16 protein-coding genes and 1 tRNA gene are annotated in these 18,721 nt (G+C 70.5%); 13 read left to right on the top strand and 4 right to left on the bottom strand.

Annotated features, from left to right (window positions below; genetic code table 11):
• Both Q0C81_RS00770 and Q0C81_RS00765 read left to right on the top strand, forming a co-directional pair.
• On the top strand, nucleotides 1-468 hold a 468-nt coding region (locus Q0C81_RS00770; RefSeq protein ID WP_291832291.1), incomplete at its 5' end, for a tRNA guanosine(34) transglycosylase Tgt.
• Nucleotides 469-481: 13 nt separating this feature from the next.
• Nucleotides 482-778: a hypothetical protein gene (locus tag Q0C81_RS00765; protein ID WP_291832290.1), complete on the top strand. Its 297-nt coding sequence runs from the start codon at nucleotides 482-484 to the stop codon at nucleotides 776-778.
• A 3-nt stretch (nucleotides 779-781) separates the two neighbouring features.
• Here the strand turns inward: Q0C81_RS00765 and Q0C81_RS00760 are convergent, their stop codons facing one another.
• Together Q0C81_RS00760 and Q0C81_RS00755 are read right to left on the bottom strand one after the other, a co-directional pair.
• Nucleotides 782-1,333 (bottom strand): hypothetical protein, encoded by a 552-nt coding sequence (locus Q0C81_RS00760; RefSeq protein WP_291832289.1) that lies wholly within the window; start codon nucleotides 1,331-1,333, stop codon nucleotides 782-784.
• A 59-nt stretch (nucleotides 1,334-1,392) separates the two neighbouring features.
• A tRNA-Lys gene (locus Q0C81_RS00755) sits at nucleotides 1,393-1,469 on the bottom strand.
• 112 nt (nucleotides 1,470-1,581) lie between these two features.
• Between Q0C81_RS00755 and Q0C81_RS00750 the strand changes: the two genes are divergently transcribed.
• Nucleotides 1,582-2,673, top strand: coding sequence for a CaiB/BaiF CoA-transferase family protein (locus Q0C81_RS00750; protein WP_291832288.1), 1,092 nt, complete (start codon nucleotides 1,582-1,584; stop codon nucleotides 2,671-2,673).
• Between the two features lie 3 nt (nucleotides 2,674-2,676).
• On the opposite strand, the gene Q0C81_RS00745 is transcribed toward Q0C81_RS00750, so the two are convergent.
• Nucleotides 2,677-4,410, bottom strand: a complete 1,734-nt coding sequence (locus Q0C81_RS00745) for an ATP-binding protein (RefSeq protein ID WP_291832287.1) — start codon at nucleotides 4,408-4,410, stop codon at nucleotides 2,677-2,679.
• Nucleotides 4,411-4,611: 201 nt separating this feature from the next.
• Between Q0C81_RS00745 and Q0C81_RS00740 the strand changes: the two genes are divergently transcribed.
• The 3 genes from Q0C81_RS00740 (at nucleotide 4,612) to Q0C81_RS00730 (ending at nucleotide 10,983) form a co-directional block, all read left to right on the top strand.
• Nucleotides 4,612-4,872, top strand: coding sequence for a hypothetical protein (locus Q0C81_RS00740; RefSeq protein WP_291832286.1), 261 nt, complete (start codon nucleotides 4,612-4,614; stop codon nucleotides 4,870-4,872).
• Nucleotides 4,873-5,005: 133 nt separating this feature from the next.
• Nucleotides 5,006-6,751 carry an autotransporter assembly complex family protein gene (locus Q0C81_RS00735; RefSeq protein ID WP_291832285.1) on the top strand — a complete coding sequence of 582 codons (1,746 nt, stop codon included), beginning with the start codon at nucleotides 5,006-5,008 and terminating at the stop codon, nucleotides 6,749-6,751.
• Entirely contained in the window at nucleotides 6,748-10,983 is a 4,236-nt protein-coding gene (locus Q0C81_RS00730; RefSeq protein ID WP_291832284.1) for a translocation/assembly module TamB domain-containing protein, read from the top strand. The genes Q0C81_RS00735 and Q0C81_RS00730 overlap by 4 nt, the downstream gene beginning before the upstream one ends.
• Before the next feature lie 2 nt (nucleotides 10,984-10,985).
• Here Q0C81_RS00730 and Q0C81_RS00725 read toward each other — a convergent pair whose 3' ends face one another.
• Nucleotides 10,986-11,504, bottom strand: coding sequence for a hypothetical protein (locus tag Q0C81_RS00725; RefSeq protein ID WP_291832283.1), 519 nt, complete (start codon nucleotides 11,502-11,504; stop codon nucleotides 10,986-10,988).
• A gap of 105 nt (nucleotides 11,505-11,609) precedes the next feature.
• On the opposite strand from Q0C81_RS00725, the gene Q0C81_RS00720 reads away from it, so the two are divergent.
• The 7 genes from Q0C81_RS00720 to Q0C81_RS00690 all read left to right on the top strand — a co-directional run.
• Entirely contained in the window at nucleotides 11,610-12,860 is a 1,251-nt protein-coding gene (locus Q0C81_RS00720) for a hydrolase (protein ID WP_291832282.1), read from the top strand.
• Nucleotides 12,861-12,865: 5 nt separating this feature from the next.
• Nucleotides 12,866-13,873, top strand: a complete 1,008-nt coding sequence (locus tag Q0C81_RS00715) for an arginine N-succinyltransferase (protein WP_291832281.1) — start codon at nucleotides 12,866-12,868, stop codon at nucleotides 13,871-13,873.
• 8 nt (nucleotides 13,874-13,881) lie between these two features.
• On the top strand, nucleotides 13,882-15,300 hold the full coding sequence (astD, locus tag Q0C81_RS00710; RefSeq protein ID WP_291832280.1) for a succinylglutamate-semialdehyde dehydrogenase: 1,419 nt from the start codon (nucleotides 13,882-13,884) through the stop codon (nucleotides 15,298-15,300).
• Nucleotides 15,297-16,634, top strand: a complete 1,338-nt coding sequence (gene astB / locus Q0C81_RS00705) for an N-succinylarginine dihydrolase (RefSeq protein WP_291832279.1) — start codon at nucleotides 15,297-15,299, stop codon at nucleotides 16,632-16,634. The genes astD and astB overlap by 4 nt, the downstream gene beginning before the upstream one ends.
• A 5-nt stretch (nucleotides 16,635-16,639) precedes the next feature.
• On the top strand, nucleotides 16,640-17,077 hold the full coding sequence (locus Q0C81_RS00700; protein ID WP_291832278.1) for a hypothetical protein: 438 nt from the start codon (nucleotides 16,640-16,642) through the stop codon (nucleotides 17,075-17,077).
• Between the two features lie 28 nt (nucleotides 17,078-17,105).
• Nucleotides 17,106-18,407 (top strand): MFS transporter, encoded by a 1,302-nt coding sequence (locus Q0C81_RS00695; protein WP_291832277.1) that lies wholly within the window; start codon nucleotides 17,106-17,108, stop codon nucleotides 18,405-18,407.
• Nucleotides 18,408-18,490: 83 nt separating this feature from the next.
• On the top strand, nucleotides 18,491-18,721 hold a 231-nt coding region (locus Q0C81_RS00690; RefSeq protein ID WP_291832276.1), incomplete at its 3' end, for a copper resistance protein CopC.

Below are 18,721 nucleotides of genomic sequence, written 5' to 3'. Positions count from 1 at the left end.
GGCCTGGCCGTCGGCGAGGGCCATGAGGCCATGTGCGAGGTGCTGGACTATGCGCCCGAGATGCTGCCCGCCGACCGCCCCCGCTATCTGATGGGCGTGGGCAAGCCGGTCGACCTGGTCGAGGCGGTGTGGCGCGGCGTCGACATGTTCGACTGCGTCCTGCCCACCCGCGCGGGCCGCCACGGCCAGGCCTGGACCTGGAACGGCCCGATCAACCTGAAGAACGCCCGCTTCGCCGAGGACCAGGACCCGCTGGACCCTGAGGTCCCCTGCCCGGCCTCGCAGGACTATTCAAAGGCCTATCTGCACCACCTGATCCGCGCCGACGAAATCCTCGGCAAGATCCTGCTCAGCTGGCACAACATCGCCTTCTTCCAGGCGCTGACCGCCGCCATGCGCGCCGCCATCGCCGAGGGCCGCTTCGACCAGTTCCGCAAGGACTTCCACGCCCGGCACACGTCGAACTAGCGGAGCGCCCGACATGAGGATCGAGAAGTCCGGCTTCCACGCCTACAACACCTATCTGGAAGAGCCGCCCCGCCCAGAGGGCAACGAGCGCGCGCTGCACCGGCACGTGATCATCATCGGCGGCGACAAATATTCGTTCTTCGCCCACTGGTCCGGCAAGTTCGCGCACAAGGGCGAACTCATCTCCTTCGACTGGGACTGGGACCGGACCGGCGAGTTTCGGAACATCGACAAGCCGTCGTTCGAGGCCTTCACCAAGGACGGCCGGGTCGAAATCCGGGGCGACCGCAGCGACAAGCCCCGACGCTGACGCCTACCGCCGGCTGCCGCCCCGCGGCCGGAACCAGCTGGGCGCCGCGGGCGGGGCGCAGTTCCGCTGCATGCCGATCCCCTTCAGGAAGGCCCGGCGCATCCGCCCGGCCTGCACCGCCGACTGGACGTGCAGCCGATGCCGCTCGGCCCCGCTGAGGCGTCGGATCCACGCCCGGCCAGGAATGAAGTCGGTCGTCGCGTCGCGGATCGCATCCAGCGCGCCCTTGGACGCCGCATCCGCCGCGCGCTCGCTGAGATAGGGATTGTCCGGCGCCGGCGGCTCGTCCGTGTCCGCCCCCAGCGCCTCGTTCAGCCGCGCGATCTCGGCCCCGATGGTCGTGCACTGGTTGAGATTGCGCAGGTCGTAGGGATTGGATTCGGCCTGCAGCAGGACGGTCGGGATATACTCCCGGCGCAGGTTGAAATCGTCCAGCGGCGCGGTCGCCGCCGCGCCCAGCCCGGAGCCGAAATCGCGCATGGCCTGCCCGCCTCCGCAGGCGGCCAAAGCTGGGAAGAGAGCGAGGACGGGGAGAAGCAGGACGAGACGGCGCATGCGTCCTTCAATCACGCCCGGAGACCTGACGAAAGCACCGCGATGTCGGGAAAAGATGATGGTACGTCCTCTCGGGCTCGAACCGAGGACCCTCTGATTAAAAGTCAGATGCTCTAACCAACTGAGCTAAGGACGCACATCGTCTCCGGCCGCGTCTGCGAATCCGGAGGCGCGGCTTTTCCGACATCAGGCCGCGCGGGTCAAGGGCCGCCTCGACAGGCTCGTGACGGACCGGCTACGCAAGACGCATGAAACCCATCTCCAAGCCTTTGGCTGGCGTGCGCATCCTCGAATTCGACGGCCTCGGACCCGTGACCTTCGCGGGCATGGTCCTGGCCGACATGGGGGCGGAAGTGCTGCGCCTGACCCGCAGCGCCTCGGCGGGCGCCGCCGTGTTCAGCGACGTCGGCGGCGAGGTGCTGCACCGGGGCCGGGCCGCGGTGGGCGTCAATCTCAAGGACCCGGCGGACCACGCCCGCGTCCTCGGCCTGATCGACGGCGCCGACGCCCTGATCGAGGGGTTCCGCCCCGGGGTTATGGAGCGGCTGGGCCTCGGACCCGACGCGGTGGCGGCGCGCAATCCCCGGCTGGTGTTCGGACGGGTGACCGGCTGGGGCCAGAGCGGACCGATGGCGGACAGGGTCGGCCACGACATCAACTACATCGCGCTGTCGGGCGCCCTGCACCCGATGGGCGAGCCTGATCGCCCGCCACGCGCGCCGCTGAACCTGGTCGGCGACTACGGCGGCGGGGCCATGTTCCTGGTCGCCGGGGTGCTGGCGGCCCTGCTGGAGGCGAAGACGACCGGCAGGGGCCGGGTGGTCGACGCCGCCATGACCGACGGCTCGGCGCTGCTGACCGGCCTGTTCCACGCCTTCCGCCCGCGCGGCCTGTGGAGCGACGCGCGCGGGGCCAACCTGCTGGACGGCGGCGCGCCCTTCTATCGCTGCTTCACCTGCAGGGACGGGAAGTTCGTCGCCGTCGGCGCGCTGGAGCCGCAGTTCTACGCCGCCCTGATCGCCGGCCTGGGCCTGACGGCGGACGAGGCGCCGCAATTCGACATGGCGAACTGGCCCGCCCTGCACGCCCGGTTCGAGGCCCTGTTCGCCACGCGCGACCGCGACGACTGGGCCGTGCATTTCGAGGGTACGGACGCCTGCGTCACCCCGGTGCTGACGCTGGGGGAGGCGCCGGCCCATCCGCACAACGCCGCGCGCGGGACCTTCATCGATCAGGGCGTCGTCCAGCCCGCGCCCGCGCCCAGGTTCGACGGTCAGGCGACGCCGGAAGCCCAGCCTCCGGCCCTGTCGCTGGACGAAGCCCTGTCGCGCTGGGCCTAAGGCTCAGGCGACCTCGGACCGGGCCTCGGCCGAGACGATGCAGGCCGCCGCAAGGGTCCGGGCCAGGACGACGGGGTCGATCGGCTTGGTCAGGAAGGCGTGGACGCCCGCCGCTTCCCACGCCTGGCGGTGCACATCCAGCGCATTGGCGGTCAGGGCGATGATCGGGGTCCCGGCGTTGGCGGCGCTGGTCAGGCGGATGCGCCGCGTGGCCTCCAGCCCGTCCATCACCGGCATCTGCATGTCCATCAAGATGGCGTCAAACCGTTCCACGGACGCGGTCTCCAGCGCCTCGGCGCCGTTCTCGACCAGCGTCAGGCGACAGCCGTGCGGCTCCAGCAAAAGCTTGAGGATGCGGCGGTTCACCTCGTGGTCGTCGGCGGCCAGGATCGAGCGCCCCTCCAGCGAGCCCGTCTCCTCGGCCTCGATGAGCGCCGCCGCCGGCCGCGACGCGGAGACCTCGACCGGCAGGTGAAGGGTGAAGGTCGAGCCCTGCCCCACCGTGCTCTGCACCGTCAGTTCGCCGCCCATGATCTCGGCCAGCCGGCGGCTGATCGACAGGCCCAGGCCGGTGCCGCCGTAGCGGCGGGTGGTGCCCGCGTCGGCCTGTTCGAAACTGTTGAACACATGCGCCAGCCGGTCCGAGGGAATGCCGCAACCGCTGTCGGCCACCGACACGATCAGTCGGCCGTTCATCCATTCGGCGGTGACGGTGATCTGGCCCTGATCGGTGAACTTCACCGCGTTCGAGATCAGGTTGAACAGGATCTGCTGGAAGCGCAGCGGATCGGTGCGCACGCAGTCCGGCACCGTGTCGGCGATCCGGACGATCAGGGCGACGCCCGCCGCGGCGGCGCGGGGCTCCCACAGCCGGGTCAGCGAGGCCAGACGCGCATGGACCTCCATGTCGTCGACCTCCAGCACCATCTTGCCCGCCTCGATCTTGGACACGTCGAGCACGTCGTTCAGCAGGCCCATCAGCACGTCGCCGGCGTCCGTCAACATTGACACATGCTCGGCCTGCCGCGCGTCCAGATCGGTCCGGCGCAGCAGGTTGGCGGCCGAGATCACCGCGTTCATGGGCGTGCGGATCTCGTGACTGATGACCGCGAGGAAGTCGGACTTGGCCGCGCTGGCCTCCTCGGCCCGGTGACGCGCCTCCTGCGCCTGATCGCGGGCCGCCTGCAGCAGGCCCGTGGTGGTCGAGCTCTGGCGGACCGCCACGACCAGATGGCTCATGTACAGGACGCAGCCGAAGGCGATCAGCAGGGGCTGCCAGCTGCCGGTCAGGATGGCGGTCACCACCGGCAGGCCCATGAAGTAGACGCCGTGCGGAGCGACGGCGGACACCAGGATGGCGCGGGCGTGGTGCATGTGCAGGCTGACGTGCAGCAGGCCGCCGGCCACCTGCACCATGGCGAAGATCCGCCCGATCTCGCCGCCCGCGAACCACAGATAGGCGGCGATGGACGAATAGACGGCCACGCCGAACGCGGTGACCGCGCACGACAGGATCAGGTAGGCCCGGTCGGGCTCCCACTCCGGATGACGGCGGTAGCGGCTGAAGGTGAGCCAATCGACGCCCTGGCTGACCAGGACGGCGGCGAACCACGCGATCGGCCATATCCCCGGCGCGACGAACCAGGCCGTGGTTCCGATCACGGCGGCCAGGGCGATACGGGTGGTGAGTTCCCTGTACCGCACTTGCGACACGAGGGCGTAGGCGGTGGCTTGCATTGGCCGGTCTCCCCAACCTTCAGGTTGCACCGAAATGTGAAATTATTGGTTGCCGGACATGATGACCGGCGCTCGCAAGGCGGCTACACGGCTCAAGCGTGGCTGGAGACGCCCAAAGGTGTGCTTTGGCCCGAAACACTTTATGGAACAGGCGATACGGCCCGCGCGTTGGAAGGCCGAATCCCGGGGGAGACTTCGACCATGAAACGCCTTGCCGCCCTTCTGGCCCTGACCGGCGCCTTCGCCGTCGCCGCGTGCGACGATCCGCGCTCGTCCGAGGAGGATAGCCTGGCCGACAAGGCCGCTGAACAGCCGCTGGCTCCGGCCGCCGAGGACGTGGGCGTCCCGGCCGAGGCTGTCGCCCCGACTGCTCCGCCGCCCACGGACACCAACGCCATCCCGCCCGAGAAGCGGACGTCGGAAGAATCGGTCAAGCCGGAAAGCGAAACCCTCTTCTATTGAGGCGCGGTGAAGCCGCCTCCGCGCGGTCAGGACGACGACGGGAGTGCGCCGTCTGTTTATGGGCCGACCGGCCCTCAATGAAGGTTCGAGTTTGACGCCAAGGCCCGCCCTCTTCCTTGTCAGCCTGGCGGGCATGGCCTTCGCGTCCGCCGCCGCCGCGGATCCCCGCGCGCACATTCGCGGCGACATGGACGGAACCCTGCGAGAGCAGCTGGTCCGCGCCGTGGGCGAGGTCGATGGTCCGCCAGCCAACCGCTTCGAGGCCCGCCGACGCGCCCGCGGGGCCATGGAGGCGGCCCAGGCCCTGCTCCGCTCCGAGGGCTACTACCAGCCGACCCTGGAAGACGTCGTCGAGGGCGAAGAGACCCCGATCGCCATCGTCAGCGTCATCCCCGGCCCACGCTTCGTGCTGGCCGACCCCGCCGTTCATTGGGTCGCGCCTGAACCGCAGGCCGAGGCGGCGCAGGCCGCCGTGAACGATATCGGGCTGAAGGCGGGCGAGGCGGGCCGCGCCGTGGACGTCATCGCCGCCGAGGGCCGGATCGTCTCGGGCCTGGTCCGCAACGGCTACGCCGACGCGCGGCCCGAACCCCGCCGCGTGGTCGTCGACCATGCCGCCTTCACCGTCCAGCCCACCTACAACATCGCCGCGGGCCAGCTGGTGCGCCTGGACGGCGTCCGGCTGGAGACGCGCGGCCCGACCAATCCGGATTGGGTCGCGGGCCTCGCGCCCTGGTCCGAAGGCGACGTCTACGATCCCGAAGACGTGGCGGAACTGGAACGCCGCCTGCTCGAGACCGGGGTCTACGACGGCGTCGGCGTGGCCCTGGCGCCGGCGGACCAGACCAATGCGGCGGGCAACCGGCCCATCGTCGTCACCCTGACCGACCGTCCGCGCCGCATCCTCGAGGCGGGCGCCACCTTCTCGACCGCCGAAGGCTCCGGCGTCGATCTGCGCTGGACGTGGCACAACCGCTTCAAGCGCGCCGACACCCTGGTCTGGGAAGCCCGCGCCGCCAACGTCGACAGCCGGCTGGGCGCGGATCTCAGCCTGCCGCACTGGCGCAATCCGGGACTGACGTTGAAACTGTCGGCCGCGGTGGTGAACGAGGACACCGACGCCTACGAACGCACCGCCGCCACCTTCGCCGCCGACCTGCAGCAGCGCCTCGGCAAGACCTCCTGGGTCAGTTACGGCGTCGGCCTCGACATCGGCCACTACAACGAGAACCGCTTCGATCCGCTCACCGCGCTGCCGGTGAATTTCAACCGCGACCTCTACATCCTGACCGGGCGCGGCAGCTTCTATCTGGATCATTCCAACGATCCGCTTGATCCGACCACGGGCTGGCGCCTGACCGTCTCGGCCCAGCCGACCGCGGTGGGCGGCGAGGAGTCGGTGCTGTTCCTGCGCGCCGAGTCCCAGGCCACCGCCTACCTGCCTCTGCAGGACAACGCCAAGACGGTGCTGGCCGGGCGGGTCAGGCTGGGCTCGATCCTGGGCGGCGGCGAGCTGACGGTGCCGTCGGACCGCCTATTCTATTCCGGCGGCGGCGGATCGGTGCGCGGCTATGAATACCAGGGCGTCGGCCCGCGCCTGCCCGACAACACCCCGCGTGGTGGTTTGAGCCTGTTCGAGACCTCGCTGGAAATCCGCCGCGACGTGTGGCGCAGCTTCCAGGCCGTGGCCTTCGTCGACGCCGGCGCCGTCGGCTTCCAGGAAACGCCCAACTTCAGCAACCTGCGCTACGGCGCGGGTCTGGGCGTGCGCTACAAGCTGCCGTTCGGCCCGATCCGCGCCGATATCGCCTTCCCGCTGTCGGCGCGTGAAGGCGACGCCAAATTCCAGATCTACGTCAGCATCGGGCAGGCGTTTTGACCGACGCCCCGCCGCCCGAACCGACCCCGGCCGAAGCGCCTGACACGCCCGCGAAGAAGGCCCGGCGCAAGCGCACGCGCCTGCAGGCCCTCGCCTTCTTCAGCGGCATGGCCCTGGCCGCCCTGGCCGCCCTGCTGGTCGTCGTGCTGGTCGGCGGGCGGATGTACCTGGTCAGCGGCCCGGGCCGCGAACTGGTCACCAGCTTCGTCGCGGGCAAGAAGATCGGCCGCTACGGCCGGATCAACGTCGAAGGGGTCAAGGGCGACATCTTCAACGACTTCACCATCGACCATGTCACCGTCACCGATGCGAAGGGCGTTTGGCTGGAAGCGCGCGCCGTCCGGGTCGACTGGGACTGGCTGCCGCTGATCACCCGTCGGTTCCACGCCACCAACATCGAGGCCGGCGTCATCCGCCTGATCCGCCGCCCGCTGGTCGAGCCCTCGACCACGCCGCCGGGTCCGCAGGCGCTGGGCATCGACATCGACCGCTTCGCCGCCAACGTCGAACTGCTGGAAGGCTTCAGCAAGGAGTACGGCCGCTGGAACCTGTCCGGCGAGGCCAATGTGCCGCGCCAGGGCGCCAAGTCCGCCGTCGTCAACGCCAACAGCCTGAGCCGTCCGGGCGACCACCTGCGCCTCAACGCCGTCTTCGGCGGCGATCTGGCCGAGACCCGGCTGAACCTGCGGGCGGTCGAGGCGCGCGGCGGCCCGATCGCGGGCGCCCTGGGCTATTCGCCGGACCAGCCCTTCCTCGCCAGCGCCATCGTCAACGGCCAGGTGGTCGACGCCGTCGTCCGCTCCGGCGACTTCGTCCCGCTGACCGTCAAGGGCCGCTACGGCAAGGACAACACCCGGATCAGCGGCTTCTTCGACTTCTCCGGCTCGGACCTGCTGGCCCCCTTCATCGCGCGCCTCGGCCGGACCGCGAAATTCGGCTTCGCCACCTCCCCCGACACCGACGGCGACGGCCAGCAGGGCGTCGCCTGGCGGCTGATCACCGAGAACCTCACCTCCGACGCCAACGGCCAGATCAGCATCAAGGATCGCCGCAGCCGGGACGGCGTCCGGCTGGACATCGCCACGCCGTCGCTGAACCGCCTCATCGGCCACCCGTCCGCCGGCCCCGCCTCCTACGTCGGGGTCTTCAAGGGCGACGCCGCGAACTGGACCCTGGCCGGCGCGGTCGACCTGGTCGGGGTGCAGGCCTCCAGCTACCGGGCCGCCCGCTTGCGCGGCCCGCTGAACGTGCAGGTGAAGTCGGGCCGCATGGATCTGGACGGCGACATCCAGGCCGACGGCGGGTCGACGGCGGGCATCATCGGCGGCCTGCTGGGCCCCCGCCCCCGCATCGTCTTCGAGGCCGCGCGCCTGGCCGACGGCGCCATCCTGCTGGAGAAGATCAACGCCAGGGGACAGGCGCTGGAACTGACCGGCTCGGGCGGCCGCGACCTGACCGGCGGTCTCGGCTTCCGCGGCGAGGCCCGGATCACCGACGCCTCGAAGATCCACCGCGACGCCCGCGGCGCCTTCGGCGGCCCCATCAGCGCCGCCATGGCCCGGAACGGCGCCCCCTGGCGGCTGACCTTCGACGGCCGCGGACGCGGCCTGGCCACGGGACAGGCCGAACTGGACCGCCTGCTGGGCGGGACGCCCCGCCTGCAGCTGACCGGCGCCCTGAACGGCGGACGCATCGAGGTCGAGCGGGCCGCCCTGACCGGAGCGCAAGGCTCGGCGGGGGCGCGCGGCCTGATCGAGGGCGACGGCCGCCTGCGGCTGGCCCTGAACTGGAACGCGCGCGGCCCGTTCGGCGTCGGCCCGGTCGAGATCGATGGAGCCATGACCGGCGACGGCGCCCTGACCGGCACCCTGGCCCAGCCCCGCGCCGACCTCCGCGCCGCCTTCGGCCAGGTCAGCGCCGGGGCGCTGAAACTGACCGACGCCAACCTGATCCTCAGCTTCCGCAAGGGCGCCGACGCCTCGGACGGCCGCATCGCCGTGACCGCGGGCTCGAACTACGGCCCCGCGCGGGCCAGCGGCAACTTCTACCTCGGCGGGTCGCGCATCCGCCTGACCGACGTGGACCTCGACGCCGGCGGCGTGGCGGCCCAGGGCGCGATCGCCCTGTCCAACCGCATCCCGTCCAGCGCCGACCTGACCTTCACCGCCCGTCCCGGCGCCTTCCTGGCCTCCGGGGAGGCCAACGGCCGCGTTCGCCTGACCGAGGGAGACGGGGCCGAGACGGCCATCCTCGACGTCAGCGGCCGCAATGTGCGTCTGGCCGGTTCGCCCTATGTGATCCGCACCCTCGACCTGGACGGGCGCGGGACCCTGGACCGGCTGCCCTTCAACCTGAAGGCCGACGTGGGCGGGCCGACGCCGCTGTCGTTCAACGGCACGGGCGTCTACGCCCGCGAGGGCAAGGCCCAGTCCGTGGTGCTGGAAGGCGCGGGCTCGGTGCGCGAGATCGACTTCACCACCCGTTCTCCCGCCGTGGTCGCCCTGTCCGGCGACGGCCGCGTCGCCCGGATCGACCTGTCGGTCGGCGGCGGCGTCCTGAGCGGCGAACTGCGCCAGGATTCCCGTGCGGCCATCATCGAGGCCAATCTGACCAGCGTCGAGCTGGGCTCCATCGCCCCGGACGTGCGCGGCCGGGTCACGGGCCGCCTGTCCCTGCGCGGCGCCGGCGACGACCTGTCCGGCTCGGCCAACATCAGCCTGGAGAACCTGCGCAGCATCGACGCGCCGCGCGGCCTGTCGGTGGACGGCACGCTCAGCGCCATGCTGGTCGACAACACCCTTCGCCTGGAAGCCCGCGCCACCGACGAGAACGCGGTGGAGGCCAGCGCCGACCTGACCCTGCCGGTGGAAGCCTCTGCGGCGCCGCTGCGGCTCGCCATCGCCCGCACCCGGCCGATGGAGGGCAAGATCAATATGCGCGGTCAGATCCAGCCGATCTGGGACCTGTTCCTCGGCGGCGACCGCTCTTTGTCGGGCCAGGTGACCGCCAACGCCACCCTGGGCGGCACCCTGAACGAACCGCGCATCAACGGCCGTCTCGACCTGCAGCAGGGGGCGTTCCGCGACAACGCCGTCGGCCTGCGGCTGGAAGGCGTCACCCTGAGCAGCCGGTTCGACGACACCACCGCCCTGATCGAGACCTTCACCGCCAACGACGGCTCGGGCGGCACGGTCAACGGCGACGGCCGCATCGGCCTGCGCCAGGGCTCGGGCTCCAGCTTCGAACTGGCCCTGACCCGCTTCCGCATCATCGACAACGACATCGCCGAGGCCCGGGCCTCCGGCCCTCTGACCGTGGTCCGAGGCGAGGACGGCAACATCCAGCTGGCTGGTCAGATCGACATCGACGACGCCCGGATCGAGGCCAACCCGCCGGGCTCCAACGGCATCGTCCGCATGGATGTGGTCGAGATCAACCGCCCCGGCGGCGACGTCCCCGAAGAGGCCCAGAACCGCCCGCGCGGCCCGCAGATCGGCATGGACATCGCCATCCGTTCGCCCGGCGGCGACGTGCATGTGGTCGGGCGCGGCCTGAATGTGGAGATGGGCGTCAATGCGCGCGTCACCGGCACCATCGGCCGCCCGATCCTGAGCGGCACCGCGCGGGTCATCCGCGGCGACTATGATTTCGCCGGCAAGCGGTTCGTCTTCGACGACACCGGCTCGGTCACCCTGTCGACCCGGCCCGACCAGATCCGGCTGAACCTGTCGGCCACGCGCGAGGATCCGGCCCTGACGGCCACCATCCGCGTGACCGGCACCGCGGTGCGGCCCGAGATCGCCCTGACCTCGACCCCGGCCCTGCCCCAGGATGAGATCCTGTCCCAGGTGCTGTTCGGACGGTCCGCGTCCCAGCTGTCGCCCTTCGAGGCGGCCCAGCTGGCGGCGGGCGTGGCCGCTCTGGCGGGCGGCGGCGGCTTCGATGTGATCGGGAATCTGCGCCAGCTGGCCGGACTGGACCGCCTGTCCTTCGGGGGCGAGGCGTCCAGCATCACCGTGGCGGGCGGACGCTACATCACCGACAATGTCTATCTGGAGATCATCGGCGGCGGCGAGGATGGGGCCGAGGTCAACGTCGAGTGGCAGGTGCGTCGCAATCTGACGGTCAGCTCCAAATTCGGCGGACAGGGCGACGCCAGCCTGTCCATCCGTTGGCGCCGGCAAAGCCGGCAGCCGGGCGGCGGATCCGAAGACCGCCGCCCGAACCGGTAGGCTTAGTAGGTTTCGGCGGCGCGCGTCCGGATCTTGTCCAGGGCGCTGGCGCCGCGGATGCCGGCGATGTGGGTCACGGCCGCAATCAGCATCAGGACCAGGATCGCGATGGTCAGCCACAGCGGCTGGGCCGCGCCGAACGCCGGCACGACCAGGGCCAGCAGGGACCCGCCCAGAGCCCAGATCACCAGCACCAGGAACAGGATCGGCAGCACGATGTTCGGCTTGCGCCACTGAACGAAGGCCAGGATCAGCTGCAGGACGATGAAGCCGCCCGCGATCATGATGCCGAACTGCGACTGCTGCGCGATCTGGGCCGGATCGGCCGTCTGTCCGGTCAGGTCATGAACCATGCGCGCCGCCGCTTCCTGCGCGGCCGGCGTTGAGGAGTACCAGCCGCCGATCGCCGTGTTGACCGCGCCCACCACCATGCCGACGGCGCTGACCTTGGCGGCGCCCAGCGCGGCTTCCTCGGTCGCCAACGGCGCGGTCGGGTTCATTGCCTTGAAGATATCAGTCATCCGTTTCCTCCTCTGGATGGAGCTTGACCCTAACGCGCCGCCGGAGGGAGTCGATAGCCGTCCCCGCCTTCACCTTTCTTCCGAGGGCGTCTAGGGTCCCGGCGCATGCGGATTCTGCCTTCTGATCAGACCGTGCTCGACCATGTCGCGGCGCGCGAAACCGTCGTCATCGGACGCGCCGTGACGTGGGCGAACGTCAACTCCGGCAGCCGCAACGCCGAGGGGCTGAACGCTGTCCTGACGCTGCTGGAGGCCGAGGCGCGCCGTCTGCCCGCCGCCGTCGAGCGCATCCCCACCCAAGGCTCCACCACCGTCGCCGACGACGGCTCGGTGCGGGCCGAGGCCCACGCCGACGCCCTGAAGATCACCTGCCGCCCGGACGCGCCCCTGCAGGTCGTGCTGACCGGCCACTACGACACCGTCTTCCCCGCCGAGAGCGGCTTCCAGACCGTCGTCACCCGCGCCGACGGAGCCCTGAACGGCCCGGGCGTCGCCGACATGAAGGGCGGCATCTCGGTGCTTCTGGCCGCGCTGGAAGCCTTCGAGGCCCATCCGGACCGCGAGCGCGTCGGCTGGACCGTCCTGCTGAGCCCGGACGAGGAAATCGGCTCGCCCGCCTCCGCCCCCCTGCTGGCCGAACTGGGCGCGCGCGGCCATGTCGGCATGACCTATGAACCCGCCCTCGCGGACGGCACCCTGGCGGGCGAGCGTAAGGGCAGCGGCAACTACCACCTGATCGTCACCGGCAAGGCCGCCCACGCGGGCCGCGCCTTCCACGAGGGGGCCAACGCCGTCGCCGGCGCCGCCATGATCGCCGCCCGCCTGCACGGCCTGAACGGCCAGCGCGAGGGCGTCACCGTCAATGTCGCCAAGATCAGCGGCGGCGGGGCTCTGAACGTCGTCGCCGACAACGCCGTGGTCCGCTTCAACGTCCGCGTCCCCGACGCCCAGGCCTCGGCCTGGATCTCCGAGACCGTGCGCCAGATCGCGGCCGAGCCGCCCTTCCCCGGCCTGACGCTGGACCTGCACGGCGGCATGACCCGCGCGCCCAAACCCATGGACGCCTCCCAGACCGCACTTTTCAACGCCGTGCGTGATGCCGGCGCCCTTCTGGGCCAGACCATCGCCTGGAAGCCGTCGGGCGGCGTCTGCGAAGGCAACAACCTGCACGCCGCCGGCCTGCCCAATATCGACACCCTCGGCGTGCTGGGCGGCGACATCCATTCGGATCAGGAGTTCGCCTGGCCCGCCAGCTTCGTCGAACGCGCCCAGCTCAGCGCCCTGATCCTGTGCAAGATCGCTTCGGGCGAGATCGACGCCCTGAAACTGAAGTCCCTGCGTCTGGAGACGATGTAACCCCCATGCTCGTCGTCCGCCCCGCCGGCCCCGCCGATCTCGACTTCCTGCTGGAGCTGGCCATCCTCAGCGGCCCGGGCTTCACCAGCCTGCCCGAGGATCCGGACCAGCTGTCCGAACGCCTCGACCTCAGCCGCGACAGCTTCCACGGCAAGATGGAGCCGCAGGAGCGCTGGTACACCCTGATGCTGGAGGAGTCGGAGACCGGCGACGTCGACGGCATCGGCTCGGTCAAGGCGGCCGTCGGCCTCAAGCGCCCCTTCTTCAGCTTCCGGGTCGTCAACAACGCCCAGTCGTCGCCCTCGCTGGGCATAAAGCTGGAACAGAAGACCCTGGTGCTGGTCAACGAGTGCACCGGCTGGACCGAGGTCGGCTCGCTGTTCCTGAAGGCCGACCGGCGCAAGGGCGGCGCGGGCCGCCTGCTCAGCCAGTCGCGCTACATGCTGATCGGCGCCGAGCCCGAACTGTTCAATGACAACGTCCTGGCCGAGCTGCGCGGGGTCTTCACCCCCGACGGCGCCTGCCCCTTCTGGGACCATGTCGCCCACAAATTCTTCCCGATGGAGTTCGACGAGGCCGACCGCATGACCGGCTCGACGGACAAGCAGTTCATCCTCGACCTGGCTCCACGCCACCCGATTTACATCGACCTGCTGCCCGAGCCCGCCCGCGCCGTGATCGGCAAGGTCCACCCGCAGGGCGTGCCCGCCATGGCCCTGCTGGAAAGCGAGGGCTTCCGGCCCAACGGCCTGATCGACATCTTCGACGCCGGGCCGACCGTCTCGTGCCAGCGTGACAACATCCGCACCGTCCGTGACGCCCGCCCCCTGACCGTCGCCGTCGCCGACGAGGTCGAGGCCGAACTGCCCGCCCTGATCTCGACCAACAGCGTCGGCGCCTTCCGCGCCGTGCGCCAGCGCGCCCATATCGAGGGCGACGTCGCCACCCTGAATCGCGAGACCGCCGATGCGCTGAAGGTGCGCGCCGGAGATACGGTCCGCGTGAAGACCTGAGTGATCCCATGACCGTATTCCAGTCCATCGACCCCGCCACCGGCGAAACCGTCTGGGAAGGCCCCGCCGCCTCCGCCGCCGAGGTCCAGGCCGCCGCCGACCGCGCCCGGGCCGCCTTCCCCGATTGGGCCGACCACCCGCGTCAGGACCGAATCGACGCAGTCAAACGGTATCAGGCGGTCCTGAAAGAGCGCGCCCCTCAGATCGCCGAGGCCATCAGCCGCGAAACCGGCAAGGCCCTGTGGGAGACCACCACCGAGCTTCAGGCCATGCAGGGCAAGGTCGACATCTCGATCCGCGCCTATGACGAGCGCACGGGCGAGCGAACGGCCCAGACCGCCTTCGGCTCGGCGACCCTGCGTCACCGCCCGCACGGCGTCGCCGCCGTGCTCGGCCCGTTCAACTTCCCCGGCCACCTGCCCAACGGCCACATCGTTCCGGCCCTGCTGGCCGGCGACACCGTCGTCTTCAAGCCGTCGGAAGAGACCCCGCTCACCGGCCAGCTGATGGCCGAGGCGTTCGAGGCTGCCGACCTGCCCGCCGGCGTCGTCAACGTCGTCCAGGGCAGCCGCGACACGGGCGCGGCCCTGCTGGACAGCGGCATCGACGCCCTGATGTTCACCGGCTCCGGCGCCGCCGGCGCTCACTTCCGCCGCAAGTTCGCGGACGATCCGCACGTGATCCTCGCGCTCGAGCTGGGCGGCAACAATCCGCTGGTCGTCTGGGACGCCGCCGACGCCGAGGCTGTCGCCGGCATCGTGGTCCAGTCGGCCTTCATCACCACCGGCCAGCGCTGCTCCTGCGCCCGTCGCCTGATCGTGCCGGAAGGACCGCAGGGCGACGCCGTCATCGAAGCCGTCGCCGCACTGTCTGACCGCCTGATCTTCGCCCCCTGGAACAGCGCGACGGAGCCCTACGCCGGTCCGCTGATCTCGGAGCGCGCGGCCCAGGCGGCCCTGCAGGCCCTGCAGCAGCGCATCGACCTGGGCGCCAAGGTGGTCCGCGCCTCCGGCCCGGTCGGAAACCTGCCCGGCGCCTTCGTCCGGCCCGCCATCATCGACGTGACCGGCCTGAACGTGCTGGATGAGGAGATGTTCGCCCCCTTCCTGCAGGTGATCCGGGTTCCGACCTTCGAGGCGGCCATCGCGGCGGCCAACGCCACCCGCTACGGCTTGTCCGCCGGCCTGGTCAGCGACAATCCGGCCAACTGGGACCGCTTCATCCGCCGCATCCGCGCGGGCGTCGTCAACTTCAACCGCCCGACCACCGGCGCCGCCGGCGACATGCCCTTCGGCGGCCTCGGCGCCAGCGGCAACCACCGCCCGAGCGCCTACTACGCCGCCGACTACTGCGCCTATCCGGTGGCCAGTTTCGAGGCTGAGGCGGTCAAGAACATCGAAAGCGAGATCAAGGGGTTGTCAGCGTGACCGTCCCCGCCGTCGAAGCCAACGCCGACGGCCTGATCGGCCCGACCCACTCCTATGCGGGTCTGTCGCCGGGCAACCTCGCCTCCAGCCTGAACGAGGGCCAGGAGTCCAACCCTCGCGCCGCCGTCCTGCAGGGTCTCGACAAGATGAAGCGGCTGGCCGACCTCGGCCTGCCCCAGTTCGTCCTGCCGCCGCACGAGCGGCCCAACCTGCCCTTCCTGCGCAGCCTCGGCTTCTCCGGCACGGACGCCCAGGTGGTGGAGCGGGCGTGGAAGGAGGCCCCGACCTTCGCCGCCGCCGCCAGCTCGGCCTCGCCCATGTGGGCCGCCAACGCCGCGACGGTGACGCCCAGCGCCGACAGCGCCGACGGCCGGGTCCACTTCAGCCCCGCCAACCTCGTCACCAACCTGCACCGCTCGCTCGAGCATGCCCAGACGAAGCGCGCGCTGGACGCCCTCTTCCCCGACACCGCGCGCTTCGCCGTGCACGACGCCCTGCCCTCGGTCGCCCATCTGGCCGACGAGGGGGCCGCCAACCACGTCCGCCTGTGCGCCGACCACGGAGAGCCCGGCGTCAATCTTCTGGTCTGGGGCCGCGAGGCCTATGAGCCGTGGTCCGGCGCCTATCCCGCCCGCCAGACGCGCGAAGCCTCCGAGGCCCTGGCCCGCCGCCATGGCGCCTCCGGTGCGGTCCTGGCCCGCCAGTCGAAGGCCGCCATCGCCGGCGGCACCTTCCACAACGACGTGGTCTGCGTCGGCGCGCTGGAGACCCTGTTCCATCACGATCTGGCCTTCGAGGACACCGCCGGAACCCACGCCGCCATCCGTGCGGCCGCAAAGGGCTTCGAGCCGATCTTCGTCGAGGTCTCGTCCGCCGACCTGCCGCTGGCCGACGCCATCTCCAGCTATCTGTTCAACTCCATGCTGGTGCGGATCCCGGGCGAGGATCGCCTGACCCTGATCTGCCCGACCGAGACCCGCGACAACGCCCGCAGCCATGCGGTGGCGCAAGGCGTGGCCTCGTCCAACGGTCCCATCGGCAAGGTCGAGTACGTCGATGTGCGGCAGTCGATGCGCAACGGCGGCGGCCCCGCCTGCCTCCGTCTCAGGGTGGTCCTGAACGACGCCGAACTGGCCGCGACCAATCCCGCCATGCGCCTGACCGAGGGTCTGCACGGCGCGCTCAGCGTCTGGGGCGCGACCTGGTACCGCGACCGCCTCGGCGTCGCCGACCTGGCCGATCCGGCCCTGCTGGACGAAAGCCGGGGCGCGCTGGACGAGCTGACCTCCATCCTCGGCCTCGGCTCCGGCTTCTATCCGTTCCAGAGGGACTGACCGCCATGACGACCAATCCGGCCCTGATCGCGGGTGGCGTTCTCAGCGCCGGAGCCTCCCTTCTGCACCTCGCCGCCATCGTGGGCGGGGCATCCTGGTACCGGACCCTCGGCGCCGGCGAGCGGATGGCGCGGCAGGTCGAGCAGGGCTCATGGACCCCGCACCTCATCACCCTCGGGATCGCGGGCGTGCTCGCCGTCTGGGCCGCCTACGCCTTCTCCGGCGCCGGACTGATTCCGCGCCTGCCGCTGATCCGCACCGCCCTTGTGTTGATCACCGCCGTCTATCTTCTGCGCGGACTGGTGCTCGTCCCGGCGTTCGTCCTGAACCCCGGCGGCGTCACGCCCTTCGTTCTGTGGAGTTCCCTGATCGTCCTGGCCTATGGCGTCGCCTACGCCATCGGAACCTGGACGGCCTGGCCCGCCCTCTCCGGCCGACCCTGACCTTGAGCGAGACCGAAAGGCCGAACCCATGACCGCCGCCTCGACCGAGACCATGTCGCCCGCCCGGCGCCTGCGCAACATCATCGGCGGCTCGGCGGGCAATCTGGTCGAGTGGTTCGACTGGTACGCCTATGCGGCCTTCACCCTCTATTTCGCTCCCGTTTTCTTCCCCAAGGGCGAGCCCACGGCCCAGCTGCTGAGCAGCGCCGCCATCTTCGCCGTCGGCTTCCTGATGCGGCCGGTCGGGGCCTGGATCATGGGCGTCTACGCCGACCGCAAGGGCCGCAAGGCGGGGCTGACCCTGTCCGTCACCCTGATGTGCACAGGCAGCCTGATCATCGCCTGCACGCCCGGCTACGCGACCATCGGCCTGGCCGCCCCCGCCCTGCTGCTGCTCGCCCGCCTGATGCAGGGCCTCAGCGTCGGCGGCGAATACGGCTCCTCGGCCACCTACCTGTCCGAGATGGCCACGAAGAACCATCGCGGCTTCTGGTCCAGCTTCCAGTACGTGACCCTGATCTCGGGCCAGCTCCTGGCCCTGCTGCTGCTGATCCTGCTGCAGAACACCCTCAGCGAGGACGCGCTGGCGTCCTGGGGCTGGCGCATTCCCTTCTTCGTCGGCGCGGCGCTGGCGGTGATCGTCTTCTGGCTGCGGCGTCGCCTCGACGAGACCCGCGCCTTCGTGGCCTCCGACGCCAAGGTGCCGCCGAAATCCAGCGCCCTGCTGCTGATCCTCAAGCATCCCAAGGAGGCCCTGCTGGTCATGGGCCTGACCGCCGGGGGGACGCTCGCCTTCTACGCCTACACCACCTACCTGCAGAAATTCCTCGTCAACACGACCGGCTTCACCAAGGACGTGGCGACCGAGATCAGCGCCGCCGCCCTGTTCCTGTTCATGTGCCTGCAGCCCGCCGTGGGCGCCCTGTCTGACCGTATCGGGCGCAAGCCGGTGATGATCGCCTTCGGGATCACCGGCGTCCTCTTCACCGTGCCGATCATGTCGGCCCTGGCCACGGCCGACAGCCCCTTCGTCGCCTTCCTGCTGGCGCTCTCGGCGCTGGTGATCGTCAGCGGCTACACTTCCATCAACGCCGTGGTGAAGGCCGAGCTCTTCCCCGCCCACATCCGCGCCCTCGGCGTCGCTCTGCCCTATGCCATCGCCAACGCGGCCTTCGGCGGCACGGCGGAATATGTGGCGCTGTGGCTCAAGGGCGCCGGGATCGAGAGCGCCTTCTTCTGGTACGTCACCGCCATGATCGGCGTCTCGCTGCTGGTCTATCTCTTCATGCGCGACACCAAGCATCAGAGCCTGATCGCCCACGAGGACTGAGCCCTCCCCGCCGTCATGAGGGGCGCTCTCGCCCGGCGCGTAGAGATGCACAGGGCCGGATCGGCCCCGTCAGGAGACCGAGCATGCGCCGTTTCAGCCCCGCCCCCTTCATCGCCCTGGCGGCGATGACCGCCTTCGCCGCCGGCCCGGCGGCGGCCCACGCCCGGCTGGTCACGGCGACACCAGCGCCGAACGCGACCGTGGCGGCGCCCTCGACCATCAGCCTGACCTTCAGCGAGCGCATGGCGCCCGCCTTCTCCGCCTTCGACCTCGTCAACGCCGCGGGCGAAAAGGTCCCGGTGCGGATCGCGGTC

The organism is Brevundimonas sp. (genome assembly GCF_023259385.1).
Lineage (GTDB): Bacteria > Pseudomonadota > Alphaproteobacteria > Caulobacterales > Caulobacteraceae > Brevundimonas.
The sequence above is the reverse complement of the archived record's forward strand: the minus strand, read 5'-3'. Positions and strand labels throughout refer to the sequence as shown.